The organism is Pseudomonas sp. AC172, assembly GCF_979258595.1.
This window is the reverse complement of sequence record NZ_OZ409868.1, coordinates 4,297,926-4,313,976: the sequence shown is the minus strand read 5'-3', so window position 1 is coordinate 4,313,976 and position 16,051 is coordinate 4,297,926. Positions and strand designations below refer to the sequence as shown.

Below are 16,051 nucleotides of genomic sequence, written 5' to 3'. Positions count from 1 at the left end.
CAGTCAACAAAGATGCTGAATGACACACCGCATTCGCGAGCAGGCTCGCTCCCACATTGGATATGGGTTGCCCACGGGAATTGTGGGCAACCCATTCACATCAACCGCGGTGACGACCGCGGAAGTAGTTGATCAGGCCCTGAGTGGAAGGGTCATCAGCAGTGGTTTCATCGCTGCCGACCAGACGGTTGTAAACGCCTTTGCCCAGTTCCTTGCCCAGCTCCACACCCCACTGGTCGAAGGCGTTGATGCCCCAGACCACGCTTTGTACGAACACTTTGTGCTCATACATCGCCACCAGTGCGCCGAGACGACGCGGGCTGATGCGTTCGACCACGATGGTGTTGCTCGGACGGTTGCCCGGGATCACCTTGTGCGGTGCGAGTTTGTGCACTTCTTCTTCGCTCATGCCCTTGTCGCGCAGTTCCTGCTCGGCTTCCGGCAAGGTTTTGCCGAGCATCAGCGCCTGGCTCTGCGACAGGCAGTTGGCGTACAGCCACTGGTGATGGTCGGAGACCGGGTTGAAGCTGACGATCGGCACGATGAAGTCGGCCGGGATCAGTTGCGAACCTTGATGCAGCAACTGGTGGTAAGCGTGCTGACCGTTGCAGCCGACGCCGCCCCAGATCACCGGACCGGTATCGGTCGACACCGGCGTGCCGTCCTGACGCACGCTCTTGCCGTTGGATTCCATGTCCAGCTGTTGCAAGTGCTTGGTGATGTTGCGCAGGTAGTGGTCGTACGGCAGGATCGCGTGGCTTTGCGCGCCCCAGAAGTTGCCGTACCACACACCGAGCAGGGCCAGCAGCACCGGCATGTTCTGTTCGAACGGCGCGGTCTGGAAATGCTGGTCCATGGTGTAGGCACCGGACAGCAATTCCTTGAAGTTGGACATGCCGATCGCCAGGGCAATCGGCAAACCGATGGCCGACCACAGCGAATAACGGCCGCCGACCCAGTCCCACATCGGGAAGATGTTTTCTTCGCGGATACCGAACGCCACAGCCGCCGCGTTGTTGCTCGAAACGGCGATGAAGTGACGATACAGCTCGGCCTCCGAACCGCCCTGCGCCAGGTACCAGGCACGTGCGGCCTGGGCATTCTTCAGGGTTTCGAGGGTATTGAACGACTTCGACGAAACGATGAACAGCGTGGTCTCGGCGCGCAGCTTTTGCGTCAGCTCGTGGAATTCGCTGCCGTCGATGTTCGCCAGATAATGGCAACGCACGCCTTTCTGCGCGTACGACAGCAGCGCTTCGGAGACCAGCTCAGGGCCGAGGAACGAGCCACCGATGCCGATGTTCACCACATCAGTGATCGGCTTTTCGGTGTAACCACGCCACAGACCGTCGTGAATGCGGCCAACCAGATCGGTGATCTGGTTCAAAACCTTGTGGACTTCCGGCATAACGTTGACGCCATTGACCGACAGCTTGTCGCCCACCGGGCGACGCAGGGCGGTGTGCAGCGCCGGGCGGCCTTCGGAAGTGTTGACGATTTCGCCTTCAAACAGCGCTTTGATGGCGCCCTTGAGATCGACTTCATTGGCCAGACCGACCAGCAGGTTGCGGGTCTGGGCGTTGATCAAATTCTTCGAATAATCGAGAAACAGTCCGCAGCTGCTGAGGGTGAACTGATTGAAGCGCTGCGGATCGGCGTTGAAGGCTTCGCGCATGCTGAAATCCTGCATGGCTTGGCGGTGGTCTTTCAACGCTTGCCAGGCGGGCAGAGCGGTAACGTCTTGAGGAGTGAGGTAATACGCCATCGCTGCGGTTTTCCTTTTTACTTGAACGGCCTTTTGAACACTGAACAGACCCGGCACGCCATGTTTTGGCATGGGATCAACTGCGTCGACACGATTTCTGGACACAGGGCGAATACAGTAAACCTCGCGCTGCGTTCTGTCTTGACTTTGTCTGACCAGATCCCTGTACTTTTTTAACATCGAGACCGGGAACTGGCCGACAAACGGAGAGGGCGCGGGGCGATTTCGCGATCAGGCGAGCTGAACCGGGATGGCGTTGCTGGTGTGGCTCAGCTCGTTGCCGGGCGCCATGTAGAGCATGCGCGGCTTGAAATTGACCAGCTCGGCTTCGCTGTAATGGGCGTAGGCACAAATGATCACGCGGTCGCCGACCTTGGCCTTGTGCGCAGCGGCGCCGTTAACGGAGATCATCCGCGAGCCTTCTTCACCACGAATCGCGTAGGTGGTGAAACGTTCGCCGTTGTCGACGTTATAAATCTGGATCTGCTCGTATTCACGGATGCCGGACAAGTCCAGCCACTCGCCATCGATGGCGCACGAACCTTCGTAATCGAGCACTGCATGAGTGACTTCGGCGCGGTGCAGTTTGGCCTTGAGCAGGATCGAGTGCATGAGGGTTTTCCCAGGTTGGAATCGAACGGCGGGCAGTGTGCCCGAAGGCTTTTAAGGCGGCAATACGCCTTGAAATGCAATGTTCATAACACCGAAAACCACTGTGGGAGCGAGCCTGCTCGCGAAGGCGTCGGATCAGTCGACATCGTCGTCAACTGACATATCGCATTCGCGAGCAGGCTCGCTCCCACAGGGGATGTTGCGGTGTTGGTTAAACCGGGCTATCGAGATTCAGGTGCAGGTTATCGATCAACCGCGTGGTGCCGAGGAACGCGGCCACCAGAATCACCAGATCACGGTCTTGCGCCGTTGCCGGACGTAAGGTCAGCGCATGACGGATTTCCAGATAATCCGGACGCAGGCCCGCCGCTTCCAGCTGCTGCATCTGGGCCGCGATCAGCGCCGGGAAGTCCCGTTCGCCTGTTTTGATCGATTCGGCAATGTTGCTCAGCGAGCGATAGACCACCGGTGCCACCGCGCGCTGTTCCTCGTTGAGGAAACCATTGCGCGATGACAGCGCCAGGCCGTCGGCGGCGCGCACGGTCGGTTCGCCGATAATCTGGATCGGCATGTTCAGGTCATGCACCAGCGCGCGGATCACCGCCAGTTGCTGGTAATCCTTCTGGCCGAAAATCGCCAGATCCGGCTGGACCATGTTGAACAGTTTGCTGACCACGGTCGCGACACCCTCGAAGTGCCCCGGACGGCTGGCGCCGCACAGGCCTTCGGACAATTGGGGCACGCTGACCCGAGTCTGTCCTGCCATGCCGTCGGGGTACATTTCTTCGACAGTTGGCGCGAACAGTAGAGAGCAACCGGCTTCGAGCAGCTTCTCCTGATCCGCCGCCAACGTGCGCGGGTATTTATCGAGGTCTTCGCCGGCGCCGAATTGCAGCGGGTTGACGAAAATGCTCGCGACCACGAAATCCACACGTTGGGTCGCTTTGGTGATCAGTGCAACGTGACCGCTGTGCAGATTGCCCATGGTCGGTACGAAGCCGATGCGCTTGCCTTCGCTGCGGGCGCGGGCTACGGCGGCGCGCAGTTCGCGTACGGTTTTAACGGTGTTCATGCAGAGAATCCGTGTTCGATGCCTGGGAACGTGGTGGCTTTGACTTCGTTGACGTAAGCCTTCAGCGCGGACTGGATGCTGTCCTGACCGTGCATGAAGTTCTTCACGAACTTTGGCACGCGGCCAGTGATCGACAGGCCAAGCATGTCGTGCAGTACCAGCACCTGACCGTCGGTGGCGTTACCGGCACCGATACCGATCACCGGAATCTTCACGGCCTGGCTGATTTCAGCGGCCAGCTCACTCGGTACGCACTCCAGCAGCAGCATGGCGGCGCCGGCCTGTTCCAGCGAGATCGCATCGGCACGCATCTGCCGCGCCTGGTTCTCGTTGCGGCCCTGCACTTTATAGCCACCGAGAATATTCACCGCTTGTGGGGTCAGGCCCATGTGCGCGCAGACCGGTACACCGCGCTCGGCGAGCAGACGGATCGACTCCGCCAGCCACAGCTGACCTTCAACCTTGACCATGTGCGCACCGGCCTGCATCAGCATGGCGCTGTTGGTCATGGTTTGTTCGAGAGTGGCGTTGGCCATGAACGGCAGGTCGGCGAGGATCAGGGCGTCGGTGTTGCCGCGCTTGACGCAGGCGGTGTGATAGGCCATTTCTGCGGTGGTCACCGGCAATGTGCTGTCGTGACCTTGCAGGACCATGCCGAGGGAGTCGCCCACCAGCAGCACTTCGACACCGGCCTCGTTGCAGGCGTGGGCGAAGGTCGCGTCATAGCAGGTCAGCATGGTGATCTTTTCACCTTTCTGCTTGAGGCTCTGGAGCGTGGTCAGGGTGATGGCTGGCATGTAAAAAATCCTCGTTCAGGCGCTCTGGAAACTACTGCGAGTAACGCGCGTGATTCTTCATCTACTCAGGCGCACGCTCTTTTGTCGTGCTTATAAGGCCTGGATTGCGCCCGTATGTGCCGGGTTGGCGGCAGCGGGACGCCTATAGTCGTGATGAGCCAACAGGAAGTCAATTGCGTGTGTTACCGCATTGTTACGAGGAGAGTGTTACCGGCGTTACTGATGCGATTCAGCGGTGCGGCGGGGCTGATTCGACGGGTTTTTGTCCGACAAAAATCCTGGGTCTGGAATAAACCAATGTGGGAGCGAGCCTGCTCGCGAAGGCGGCGAATCAGTCAACACAGTGCTGAATGACATACCGCTTTCGCGAGCAGGCTCGCTCCCACAGGGGATTGCAATCAATCTGTCGGGAGGCGTTCCAGGCCGACGAACGGGCAGGCTGCCAGCAGATCGGACAGGGTGCGGCCATCGGCAAGATGCAAATCTTGCGGGGCCAGTTCGGCGAGGGGATAGAGCACGAACGCGCGTTCCTGAATCTGGTAGTGCGGGACTTTCAGGCGTGGCTCGTCGATCAGTCGATTGCCGAACAGCAGAATATCCAGATCCAGCGTACGTGGGCCCCAGCGCTCAAGGCGTTCTCGGCCCTGATCATTTTCGATCGCCTGCAGCGCATCAAGCAGTTCCAGCGGGGCGAGGGCGCTGTCGAGCGCCGCGACCGCGTTGGTATATCGCGGTTGGCCCGGCAGCAATGAATCGCTTTGATAAAAGGCAGAAACGCCAGCGAGTAGGGTCTGCGGCAATTGCCCCAGCGCCTCGACGGCGCTGCGCAATTGTTCGGCGGGGTCAGCGAGGTTGCTGCCCATGCCGATGTAGATGCGTTCCATGCCTTTACTCGCCTGTCGAAGCGCTCGGTGCGCCGGCGCGCTTGCGCTTGGAACCGCTGCTGCGGCGACGTTTGCGCGGCGCGCCGCTGGCGTCATCACCCTTGCCGCTGAGGTCGCGGATCATGTCGCGACGTTCGCTGTCGTTGGCGTCCTGATAGTCCGTCCACCATTCGCCCAGCCCATCAGTCTCTTCGCCAGCGCTTTCACGCAACAGCAGGAAGTCGTAACCGGCGCGGAAACGCGGATTGTCCAGCAACAGGTCGGCGCGTTTGCCGCTGCGGCGTGGCAGACGTTCCTGCATGTCCCAGATCTCGCGGATCGGCATGGTGAAGCGTTTTGGAATCGCGATGCGCTGGCACTGTTCGGCGATCAGCTCATGGGCGCCTTCCTGCATGGCCGGAATCGGCGGCATGCCGCGTTCTTGCAGACGCAACACGCGGGCCGGCAGGGCAGGCCACAGCAGCGCGGCAAACAGGAACGCCGGGGTCACCGGTTTGTTCTGCTTGATGCGCAGGTCGGTGTTGGTCAACGCTTCGCTGATCAGCGTGTGGGTGTATTCCGGGTTGTGTTCCAGCGCGTCGGCACTGGCCGGGAACAACGGGGCGAACAGTTGCAGATCAACCAGCATTTCGAAGGTGATCGCGCCGTGCCCCGAGAGGAACAGCTTGAGCACTTCTTCGAACAGACGCGCCGAAGGGATTTCGCGCAGCATCGGTGCCAGTTCGCGGATCGGTTGCACGGTGTGCTTTTCGATGCCGAAATTGAGCTTGGCGGCGAAACGTACGGCCCGCAGCATGCGCACCGGGTCTTCCTGATAGCGCTGCTTCGGATCGCCGATCAGACGGATCAGGTGGTTGCGGATGTCGTGTACGCCGTTGGCGTAGTCGAGGATGCGCTCGCTGACCGGATCGTAATACAGGGCGTTGATGGTGAAGTCGCGGCGTTGCGCGTCTTCTTCCAGCGTGCCGTAAACGTTGTCGCGCAGAATACGCCCGCTCTCGTTACGCGAAGACTGGTTGCTGTCCTCGTCGTCATCGTTGACCGGGTGATTGGCGCGGAAGGTCGCGACTTCAATGATTTCGCGACCGAAATGGATGTGCACCAGTTTGAAGCGACGGCCGATGATCCGTGCATTGCGAAATTCGGCACGGACTTGCTCAGGGGTGGCACTGGTGGCGACGTCGAAATCCTTGGGCGTGATGCCCAGCAGCATGTCACGCACGCAACCACCGACCAGATAAGCCTGGTAACCGGCACCTTGCAGGCGTTCGACGATATTCACCGCATAGCGGCTGAATTGCGTTTTCTGCAGCGAATGTTGACCGCTGTTGAGCACTTCAGGGGTGCTGCGGATGTGTTGCGTACGACGCACGGGAGTTCGGAATGACTGGAACAACTTCTTCAGCATGGGATGCACTGTTTGAAGGAATGTTCGGCCATACCAAAGAATGACCGCATGATGGGCGCAGATTCTAGCATTTAGTCGAGGGATGGTGTAGGAGACAGCAGTTTCGAGCTGAAAGCCGCAAGCTACAAGGGTGAAACGGGGGTAAAGCAGAGGGTTTTTTACAGAAGGGAGAAACTACAAGGGGAGCCGAAGCTCCCCAAGAAGTAGTTGCGTGCTCTTTTTATTATTGATTCGGGCTTCTTGTTTTTGTTGAGTGCCCTCGCCACGAAGTGTTTCCTTCGTGACCCTCCCAATCGGGAGCCAAGAGCAAACGGATTGCTTTGGTCGCTGAATTGCAGTGATCTCTCGATCCAACCAGTACAGGCTCTGTCTTAGGACAGTTTTTGTTGTTCTCGGCCTGGTCGTGGGGCAAGCCCCAAATACAACGCCTCTCCAAAAGAATCAGTTAGCTACGCCTCTCGCCGTCTTGTTTTTATTGTGCGTGAGTCGATTCGTCTTATTTTTATTGTCTTGTGCATTGCTTGTTATTGTTCTTGTACTAAACATATAGCAGGGGGCGTGCCAACTTTTGTGAAACCCAATAAAACAAGGGGTTAGGTCGATATAACCGTTTTGTCGGGGCGAAAAAAAGCCGGGGTTTCGTTACCGATAACCCCGGCTTCTGTTACGTGAAAGGACTGAGGTAACAGTTTTTTCACATTCTCAAGCGTTACCCGCACGCTCGACAGATAACGTTCAGCTCTCGCTGGCGACCCCGGTCTTGCGCCGCGGGATGCCCAGACGCTGACGGCGTTCCCACAGACATTTGCGGCTGACGCCCAGTTTGCGCGCCAGTTCGGTCTCGGTCATGTGGTCCTGATGCTCGAGGACGAAGTGCTGGAAGTAGTCTTCCAGCGACAGGTCTTCGGTCGGTTCGTGGCTGCTGTTGCTGGCGTTACCCGCCGTTTGTGGCGGCAGACCGATGAACTCGTCGTCTTCCAGATCGCTCAGCTCGATGTCGATACCCAGCAAGTCGGCGGAAATTTCCGGGCTTTCGCTCAGAATCACTGCGCGCTCGACTGCGTTTTCCAGCTCACGCACGTTACCCGGCCAGGAATAGTGACGGATCGCCTGTTCGGCATCCGCAGCAAATTTCAGGTCGGTACGATTGATGCGTGCGCTCTGGCGAGCGAGGAACGCCGTGGCGATTTCGTTGACGTCGGCACCGCGCTCGCGCAGCGCCGGCAGTTTCAACGCGATCACATGCAGGCGGTAATAAAGGTCTTCACGGAACTGGCCGATTTTCGCCAGGCTCTTCAGGTCCCGGTGAGTGGCCGCAATCAGGCGCACATCGACTTTCTGCGACTGCACCGAGCCAACCCGGCGAATCTCGCCTTCCTGCAACACGCGCAGCAGGCGGGCCTGAGCTTCGAGTGGCAGCTCACCGATTTCGTCGAGGAACAGCGTGCCGCCGTCCGCCGCTTCAACCAGACCGGCTCGACCGGCGCTGGCGCCAGTGAACGCGCCTTTCTCGTGGCCGAACAGTTCGGACTCGATCAGGCTTTCCGGAATGGCCGCGCAGTTCACCGAAATCATCGGCGCCTTGGCGCGTTTCGACAGGTTGTGCAGAGCGCGGGCCACCAGTTCTTTACCGGTGCCGGACTCGCCCTGGATCAACACGTTCGAATCGGTCGGCGCGACTTTGCGGATCTTGCTGTACAGATCCTGCATGGGCGGGCAGGAACCAATGATGCCGATCTCGCCGTTGCTGTTGTCGACGGCGGATTTGCCGCTGCCGTTGGTCGTTTTCACGGCAACGGGCTCGCCGGCAGCAGGGGCCGATTGACGATCACGCAGGATCCGTGCGACAGCCTGAAGCATTTCATCGTGGTCGAAAGGTTTGGCGATGTAGTCCACCGCGCCCATCTTCATCGAGTCGACCGCCGAGCGCAGGCTGGCGTAACTGGTCATGATCAGCACCGGCGTGCCTTGGCCGAGCTTGATCAGCTCGGTGCCCGGCGCGCCCGGTAGACGCAGATCGCTGACGATCAGATCGAACGTAGGAATGGTGAAGCGTTCTTGTGCTTCCTGCACTGAACCGGCTTCGCTGACCTGGTACTGGTTGCGTTCCAGCAGGCGGCGCAAGGCGGAGCGGATAATTGTTTCGTCTTCGACGATCAAAATGTGCGGCATTGATTCGATACTCTCGACGGTCTCAGTTCACAGCGGACGTCGCTTCGACATGACGCGGTAAGGTCACCCGGATACGGGTGCCGCGTTGGCTTTGTACATCAGCCGGGCTGTCGATGGTGATTTGTCCATAATGCTCTTCAACGATGGAATAGACCAGTGCAAGGCCCAGACCGGTGCCTTCGCCAGGATCCTTGGTGGTGAAGAAGGGTTCGAACAATCTATCCATGATGTTCTTCGGAATACCGCTGCCTTCGTCTTCGACGATCAGATCGACCGTGTGTTCGCCGGCTTCGCTCTTGACCCGTACCGCACTGTGTGGCGGCGAGGCGTCGCGGGCGTTGGAGAGCAGGTTGATCAAGACCTGGGCGAGTCGCTGCGGATCGCCTTCGACCCAGTGATCGGGATCGCACAGGTTGTAGAACTGCACTTCGAAATTGCGTCGGTTCAACGCCAGAAGCCCGATGGCGTCCTGCGCGACTTCGGCCAGACAGACGGGCTCGTCACTGTGCTGATGGCTGCCGGCGTGGGCAAAACTCATCAGCGACTGGACGATGCGTGACACACGCTTGGTCTGCTCGAGAATCTGTCCGCTGATTTCCGTCAGCTCGCCATCGTCTTCACGTTCTTCGCGCAGGTTTTGCGCCAGACAGGCGATGCCGGTGATCGGGTTGCCGATTTCGTGGGCCACACCGGCCGCAAGACGACCAATGCTCGCCAGGCGCTCGGAGTGCACCAGTTTATCTTCGAGCATTTGCGTTTCGGTCAGATCTTCAACCAGTAACACCAGACCACTGTTACCCGGTGCCAACGGCTCATCAATCGCCGCTTTGTGCAGGTTCAGCCAGCGGGTCTGTCCGTCGAGGGCCAGATGCTGTTTGTGCAAATGCTCATCGGGCAGGTTGATGAAACCCTGGAGCAATTCTTTCCACGGCTCGCCAATGGTGCTCAGGCGCGAACCGACCACACGTTGCGCGGCGATCCCGGTGAGTTCTTCCATGGCCTTGTTCCACATCAGGATCTCTTGATCCTTGGCCAGCGAGCAGACGCCCATCGGCAGTTCCTGCAGGGTTTGGCGGTGGTAACGACGCAAGGCGTCGAGTTCGGCGGCCAAACCTGTGAGGCGCGAGTGGTAATCCTCGAGGCGGCTTTCGATGAAGTGGATGTCTTCGGTTACATAGTTTTCGCCGCCGGCCTTATAAGGCAGGAAGGTTTCGACCATGTCCTGGGCCACGCTCGGGCCCATCAGGCCGGAGAGGTTGGCTTCGATACGGTCACGCAGGCGACGCAAGGCGTATGGCCGGCGTTCGTCGAACGGCAGATAAAGATCACGCAGCGCTTGCTCGACTTCTTTCTGCGCAGCCTTGGCGCCCAACGGTTTCGCCAGTTGTGTGGCGAACTCCTGAGGCGAGGCGGCGTGCAGCTCACGCCGCTGCGGGCGACGGACGTTATCCACAGCGCAGGCTTCGGCAGCGCTGGCTTCTTCGGGGCTGGCGTTGGTGAACAGCGAGATCAGGGTGAACATCAATACGTTGGCCGCCAGCGAGGCGATGGCCGCCATGTGCCAACTGGTGTCGTCGAGCACGTAAATCATGTTCAGCAGCGGGATATAGAAACCCTGCAGATTGCCGACCAGCGGCAACAGCATGGTCACCACCCAGACCAGGATCCCCGCCAGCAGACCGGCGATAAAACCGCGACGGTTGGCGGTCGGCCAGTACAGCACCGACAACACACCGGGCAGGAATTGCAACGTGGCGACGAAAGCGACGATGCCGAGGTTGGCCAGATCCTGTTCGGCACCGAGCATCAGGTAGAAACCGAAACCAGCCATGATGATCGCGACGATCAGCGCACGGCGGGTCCACTTCAGCCAACGGTAGATATTGCCTTCGGCCGGCGGTTGATAAAGCGGCAGCACCAGATGGTTCAGTGCCATGCCCGACAGCGCCAGTGTGGTGACAATGATCAGCCCGCTGGCTGCCGACAAGCCGCCGACATAGGCGAGCAACGCCAGCGGTTTGCTGTTGGCGGCAATGCCGATGCCGAGGGTGAAATATTCCGGATTGGTCGTGGCGCCGAGCTTTAGACCGGCCCAGAGAATCAGCGGCACTGCCAGGCTCATCAGCAACAGGAACAGTGGCAAGCCCCAGCTCGCACTCACCAGCGAGCGCGGATTGAGGTTTTCGGTAAAGGTCATGTGATACATGTGTGGCATCACGATCGCCGAGGCGAAGAACACCAGCAGCAGTGTGCGCCAAGGGCCTTCCTGCAATGGCGTGTGCAATGCGGCGAGGGCGGTCTGGTTTTGCAGCAGCCACAGCTCAAGTTGCTGCGGGCCGTCGAACACGCCGTACAGTGCGTAAAGGCCGACGCCGCCGAGGGCGACCAGTTTGATCACCGATTCAAAGGCAATCGCGAACACCAGGCCTTCGTGCTTTTCGCGGGTGGCGATATGCCGGGAGCCGAAGAAAATCGTGAACAGGATGATCAGCGCACAGAACGCCAACGCCACGCGGCTCTGAATTGGCTCTCCGGTGAGGATGCCGATGGAGTCGGCCACTGCCTGAATCTGCAGCGCCAGCAACGGCAGCACACCGATCAGCATGAAAATCGTGGTCAGCGCGCCAGCCCAGGTGCTGCGAAAGCGGAAGGCAAACAGATCCGCCAGCGACGACAGCTGATAGGTGCGGGTGATCTTCAGAATTGGATAGAGCAGCACCGGCGCCAATAGAAACGCGCCGGACACACCGAGGTAACTGGAGAGAAAACCGTAGCCGTACTGATACGCCAGGCCGACCGTGCCGTAGAACGCCCACGCACTGGCGTAAACCCCCAGCGACAAGGTGTACGTCAGCGGGTGGCGAATGATCGCGCGCGGGATCATGCCCCGTTCACTGATCCAGGCAACACCGAACAGCACCGCCAGGTACGCGGCGCTGATCAGGATCATCTGGGTCAGGCTAAAGCTCATCGGCATCTTTTTGGCTCTGCAGGATGAAGGTCACGACAATCAGGATCAGCCAGAGCAGATAGGGGCGATACCAGGCGCCCGTAGCGTCGATCCACCAATCCATGATGGCGGGGGAAAACAGGTAGATCCCCACGACTAAAAGCAGGACCAAGCGATAGATGTACATCCCGGCCTCTCTTTTTTATGCGCGTGCCCGAAAACGTGCGGCGATGGTAACGGATGGGCGCGCGACTGCAAGTGTCGTCATGGCAGTTGCGCCTCGGGCAGAGTCAGTGTGCGCGGGATCTTTGTGGCATCCCAGTGCGTGCTGCCCCACGCCAGCAACTCTTGCGGCGAGGCGTGAGCCAGTTCGGCGCCGGGGTTTTGCCCTAGTGCGCGCAGGGCTCGCAATAACAATGGCGTGGCTTGATCCGCTTCAAGCGGCGGTGAACGGTAGGACTTGCCGAGCTTGTTGCCGTCCGGTTGAGTAATCAGCGGCAGGTGCAGGTAACGCGGCTGGCGCATTCCCAGCAATTCCTGCAGGTAGAGCTGGCGCGGCGTCGAGTCGAGCAGGTCGGCACCGCGCACAATGTCGGTAATGCCTTGCCAGGCGTCGTCGAGCACCACGGCCAGTTGATAAGCATAGAGGCCGTCGCGACGGCGGATGACGAAATCGCCGACGTCGCGACCCAGATGCTGACGGTATTCACCCTGCACTCGATCGATGAAGTGGTATTCCAGTTCTGGCACGCGCAGGCGGATGGCGGCGTCTTGCTGGTCATGGCCGGCATTGCGGCACAGGCCCGGATAGATGCCGTTGTACGGTTCGAGCTGTTTGCGCGAGCAGGTGCAAGCGTAGGCCAAGCCATGATTGAACAGGCTGTTGAGCACGTCGGCGTAGGCAGCGTGCCGATCGCTCTGGCGCACCATGTCGCCATCCCATTCGAAGCCGTAGCTTTCCAGCGCCTTGAGGATCGCGGCTTGCGCACCGGGTTCTTCACGGGGTGGATCGAGATCTTCCATGCGTACCAGCCAGCGACCGCCGACCGAACGTGCGTCGAGGTAGGAGGCGAGGGCGGCAACCAGTGAACCGAAGTGCAAGTGGCCACTGGGGGTTGGGGCGAAGCGGCCGACGTAGGCGGGGGATTTTTTGGCAGTCATGAATGCGATAGTACTTTTTCAGCGCGTGCACACAACACCTGTGGGAGCGAGCTTGCTCGCGAAAGCGGTGTGTCATTCAGCATTAAGGTGCCTGATCCGACGCCTTCGCGAGCAAGCTCGCTCCCACAAAGGCAAAAGGCAAAAGGCAGAAACAAAAACGGAGCGTTCGCACGCTCCGTTTTTCGTTCAGGTCGAGATTACTTGCCGACCTGCTTTTCCTTGATCTCCGCCAGTGTCTTGCAGTCGACGCACATGTCGGCTGTAGGACGTGCTTCGAGGCGTTTTACGCCAATCTCGACGCCGCACGAATCACACCAACCGTACTCTTCGTCTTCGATCAGTTGCAGTGTCTTGTCGATTTTCTTGATCAGCTTGCGTTCGCGGTCGCGGGCGCGCAGCTCGAGGGCGAATTCTTCTTCCTGGCTGGCACGGTCGGCCGGGTCCGGGAAATTGGCAGCTTCGTCCTTCATGTGGTCAACGGTGCGGTCGACTTCCTGCATCAACTCCTGTTTCCACTTGTTCAGGACCTTGGTGAAGTGCGCGCGCATCGGGGCGCCCATGTACTCCTCACCTTTCGCCGGAACATAAGGTTCGAAACCGCTGATCGTCTGATTCTGCTGTTGCTTTGCTTGGGTGGGCATGAAATGGACCGCCTCTACTCTTGTAATCCATTGCGCAGGATTGCTCCATCACCGACACCTGCCGGCCCTGCGGCTGCAAGCGGGCGAACTTACCAGATCAATTCGGCCTGCGCTACTCCCGGATGTCGAGGCCCCGGCGGGTGGCGCTTGCAAATGTTTGGCAAGCCGTGTCTGGTGGTGTTGAAGACCTGTTCAATCACTGATTTTAGTCAATCCTGGAGCGTACGCTCGTATCGTTACAGTCCAGCGTTCTTGAGGCTGTGACCGCTGCGGGTTCTCGCTCGTTCCGGCAGATGGGTAGAATCGTCTCTTTTTCCCTGCCGAAGGAAAACCAATGGCTCAGCCTTACAGTGCGCGCAGTCGTGCGATCGAACCGTTCCATGTGATGGCGCTGCTGGCGCGGGCCAATGAGTTGCAAGCTGAAGGGCATGACGTGATCCACCTGGAAATCGGCGAGCCAGACTTCACCACGGCCGAGCCGATCATTCGTGCCGGGCAGGCTGCGCTGACGGCGGGCAAGACCCGTTACACCGCTGCGCGGGGGATTCCGGAGCTGCGCGAGGCAATCTCCGGGTTTTATCAATCGCGTTATGGCTTGAACATTGATCCGCGGCGAATTCTGATCACCCCGGGCGGTTCCGGCGCCTTGTTGCTGGCCAGCGCGTTGCTGGTCGATCCCGGTAAACACTGGCTGCTGGCGGATCCGGGCTACCCGTGTAACCGGCACTTTCTGCGTCTGGTCGAAGGCGCGGCGCAACTGGTGCCGGTTGGTCCGGACGTGCGTTATCAACTGACTCCTGATCTGGTCGAGCGGCACTGGGATCACGACAGCGTCGGCGCGCTGGTTGCCTCGCCGGCCAACCCGACCGGAACGATCCTGACCCGAGATGAGCTGGCCGGGTTATCCACAGCCATCAAGGCGAAACACGGGCATCTGGTGGTGGACGAGATCTATCACGGCCTGACTTACGGCACCGACGCCGCCAGCGTTCTGGAAGTCGATGACAGTGCGTTCGTATTGAACAGTTTCTCCAAATACTTCGGCATGACCGGGTGGCGTCTCGGCTGGCTGGTGGCGCCGGATGCGGCCGTCAGCGAGCTGGAAAAACTGGCGCAGAACCTCTACATCAGCGCACCGAGCATGGCCCAGTATGCGGCGTTGGCCTGTTTCGAACCGGATACCATCGCCATTCTCGAAGAGCGCCGCGCCGAGTTCGGCCGTCGTCGCGATTTCCTCCTGCCGGCGTTGCGCGAGTTGGGATTCAACATCGCCGTGGAGCCTGAGGGCGCGTTCTATTTGTACGCCGATATCAGCCAGTTCGGCGGCGATGCCTTCGCGTTCTGCCGACATTTTCTCGAAACCGAGCACGTTGCCTTCACCCCAGGCCTGGATTTCGGCCGGTATCAGGCCAGTCACCATGTGCGTTTTGCCTACACGCAAAACCTCCCTCGCTTACAGGAAGCGGTGGAGCGAATCGCCCGTGGCTTGAAGAGCTGGCAAGGCTGATGCGCTTTTATCCTGCTCTGGAAGAGGCGCGACTGATCCGTCGTTACAAGCGTTTTCTCGCCGATATCGAAACTGTTAACGGCGAGTTGCTGACCATTCACTGCCCCAACACTGGTTCGATGCTCAACTGTCAGGTCGAGGGCGGGCAGGTCTGGTTCAGTCGCTCAAATGACCCCAAGCGTAAATTGCCCGGTACTTGGGAAATTGGCGAAACCCCGCAGGGTCGGTTGTTTTGCGTGAATACCGCACGGGCCAACGGTTTGGTCGAGGAGGCGCTGCAGGCCGGCGTCATCAGCGAGTTGAACGGCTTTACCGCGTTGAAACGTGAAGTCGCGTACGGGCAGGAAAAGAGCCGTATCGACTTCCGTCTCGAATACCCCAGTGGTCCGGCGTATGTAGAGGTGAAAAGCGTCACCCTCGGTTTCGACGGTACTGCGGTGGCAGCATTTCCCGATGCCGTGACCCAGCGCGGCGCCAAGCATTTGCGTGAGCTGGCACATTTGGCGCGGGACGGAATTCGGGCGGTGCAGTTGTATTGCGTCAATCTGACCGGGATTGAAGCGGTGCGGCCGGCGAAGGAAATCGATTCGGCCTACGCCGATGCGCTTCTCGAAGCAGTGGCCTGCGGCGTTGAGGTGCTGGCGTATGGCGTGCGGCTGGACCATGAGGAGATGGTCATCGACCGGCGTCTTGACGTGCTGCTTAACGGTTAAACATCGATCCACAGCCCTTGCACATCTTCCCGGCAAGGTATGGCGGTGAGTGATTGCCCGGCGCAAGGCCCGGCCACGCATTCACCGTCCTCGATCAGAAACAATGCGCCGTGGGTGGCGCACTGGATCAGGCTGCTGCTCGGGTCGAGAAACTGGTCGGGCTGCCATTCCAGCCCGACGCCCCGATGCGGGCAGCGATTGAGGTAGACATAGGCCTGGCCGCTGCGGCGCACGGCGAACAGCTTGTTGCCGTCGATCTCGAAACCACGGCTTTTCGCTTCGGCCAGATCGGCGCCTGCGCAGAGAAACTTCATGACTATCCTCTAGTGTCGGCTCGTGTCTGGATATGTCCGAGCTTGACGTTTAAAT

Annotated in this window: 14 protein-coding genes; 2 read left to right on the top strand and 12 right to left on the bottom strand. The window is 59.5% G+C overall.

Annotation, left to right across the window (positions count from 1 at the left end):
- Positions 1 to 100: 100 nt before the first annotated feature.
- From pgi to dksA, 11 genes are all read right to left on the bottom strand, one after another.
- The gene (gene pgi / locus ACZ0A4_RS19410; RefSeq protein ID WP_102900508.1) at positions 101 to 1,765 is read right to left on the bottom strand and encodes a glucose-6-phosphate isomerase; all 1,665 of its coding nucleotides are present in this window, start codon (positions 1,763 to 1,765) and stop codon (positions 101 to 103) included.
- A gap of 231 nt (positions 1,766 to 1,996) precedes the next feature.
- Positions 1,997 to 2,377: an aspartate 1-decarboxylase gene (gene panD, locus ACZ0A4_RS19405; protein ID WP_463576027.1), complete on the bottom strand. Its 381-nt coding sequence runs from the start codon at positions 2,375 to 2,377 to the stop codon at positions 1,997 to 1,999.
- Between the two features lie 211 nt (positions 2,378 to 2,588).
- Positions 2,589 to 3,449, bottom strand: coding sequence for a pantoate--beta-alanine ligase (panC, locus tag ACZ0A4_RS19400; protein ID WP_463576025.1), 861 nt, complete (start codon positions 3,447 to 3,449; stop codon positions 2,589 to 2,591).
- Positions 3,446 to 4,246: a 3-methyl-2-oxobutanoate hydroxymethyltransferase gene (gene panB, locus ACZ0A4_RS19395; protein WP_093434905.1), complete on the bottom strand. Its 801-nt coding sequence runs from the start codon at positions 4,244 to 4,246 to the stop codon at positions 3,446 to 3,448. The genes panC and panB overlap by 4 nt, the downstream gene beginning before the upstream one ends.
- A gap of 398 nt (positions 4,247 to 4,644) precedes the next feature.
- Positions 4,645 to 5,130, bottom strand: coding sequence for a 2-amino-4-hydroxy-6-hydroxymethyldihydropteridine diphosphokinase (folK, locus tag ACZ0A4_RS19390; RefSeq protein WP_463576023.1), 486 nt, complete (start codon positions 5,128 to 5,130; stop codon positions 4,645 to 4,647).
- Positions 5,131 to 5,134: 4 nt separating this feature from the next.
- The gene (locus ACZ0A4_RS19385) at positions 5,135 to 6,538 is read right to left on the bottom strand and encodes a polynucleotide adenylyltransferase PcnB (protein WP_463576022.1); all 1,404 of its coding nucleotides are present in this window, start codon (positions 6,536 to 6,538) and stop codon (positions 5,135 to 5,137) included.
- A gap of 735 nt (positions 6,539 to 7,273) precedes the next feature.
- Complete coding sequence (locus ACZ0A4_RS19380; protein ID WP_064392482.1) at positions 7,274 to 8,710, bottom strand: sigma-54-dependent transcriptional regulator; 1,437 nt, start codon at positions 8,708 to 8,710, stop codon at positions 7,274 to 7,276.
- Positions 8,711 to 8,732: 22 nt separating this feature from the next.
- Positions 8,733 to 11,687: a sensor histidine kinase gene (locus tag ACZ0A4_RS19375; protein ID WP_178087436.1), complete on the bottom strand. Its 2,955-nt coding sequence runs from the start codon at positions 11,685 to 11,687 to the stop codon at positions 8,733 to 8,735.
- Positions 11,671 to 11,847, bottom strand: coding sequence for a hypothetical protein (locus ACZ0A4_RS19370; RefSeq protein ID WP_003176118.1), 177 nt, complete (start codon positions 11,845 to 11,847; stop codon positions 11,671 to 11,673). The genes ACZ0A4_RS19375 and ACZ0A4_RS19370 overlap by 17 nt, the downstream gene beginning before the upstream one ends.
- A gap of 77 nt (positions 11,848 to 11,924) precedes the next feature.
- The gene (gene gluQRS, locus ACZ0A4_RS19365) at positions 11,925 to 12,821 is read right to left on the bottom strand and encodes a tRNA glutamyl-Q(34) synthetase GluQRS (RefSeq protein ID WP_463576020.1); all 897 of its coding nucleotides are present in this window, start codon (positions 12,819 to 12,821) and stop codon (positions 11,925 to 11,927) included.
- Positions 12,822 to 13,018: 197 nt separating this feature from the next.
- Entirely contained in the window at positions 13,019 to 13,462 is a 444-nt protein-coding gene (gene dksA, locus ACZ0A4_RS19360; RefSeq protein WP_008080850.1) for an RNA polymerase-binding protein DksA, read from the bottom strand.
- Positions 13,463 to 13,796: 334 nt separating this feature from the next.
- On the opposite strand from dksA, the gene ACZ0A4_RS19355 reads away from it, so the two are divergent.
- Positions 13,797 to 14,969, top strand: a complete 1,173-nt coding sequence (locus ACZ0A4_RS19355) for a pyridoxal phosphate-dependent aminotransferase (RefSeq protein ID WP_463576019.1) — start codon at positions 13,797 to 13,799, stop codon at positions 14,967 to 14,969.
- Positions 14,969 to 15,682: a DNA/RNA nuclease SfsA gene (gene sfsA / locus ACZ0A4_RS19350; RefSeq protein ID WP_463576018.1), complete on the top strand. Its 714-nt coding sequence runs from the start codon at positions 14,969 to 14,971 to the stop codon at positions 15,680 to 15,682. Before ACZ0A4_RS19355 ends, sfsA begins: the two co-directional genes overlap by 1 nt.
- On the opposite strand, the gene ACZ0A4_RS19345 is transcribed toward sfsA, so the two are convergent.
- Positions 15,679 to 15,996 carry a Rieske (2Fe-2S) protein gene (locus ACZ0A4_RS19345; RefSeq protein WP_463576017.1) on the bottom strand — a complete coding sequence of 106 codons (318 nt, stop codon included), beginning with the start codon at positions 15,994 to 15,996 and terminating at the stop codon, positions 15,679 to 15,681. The genes sfsA and ACZ0A4_RS19345 overlap by 4 nt on opposite strands.
- Positions 15,997 to 16,051: the final 55 nt, after the last annotated feature.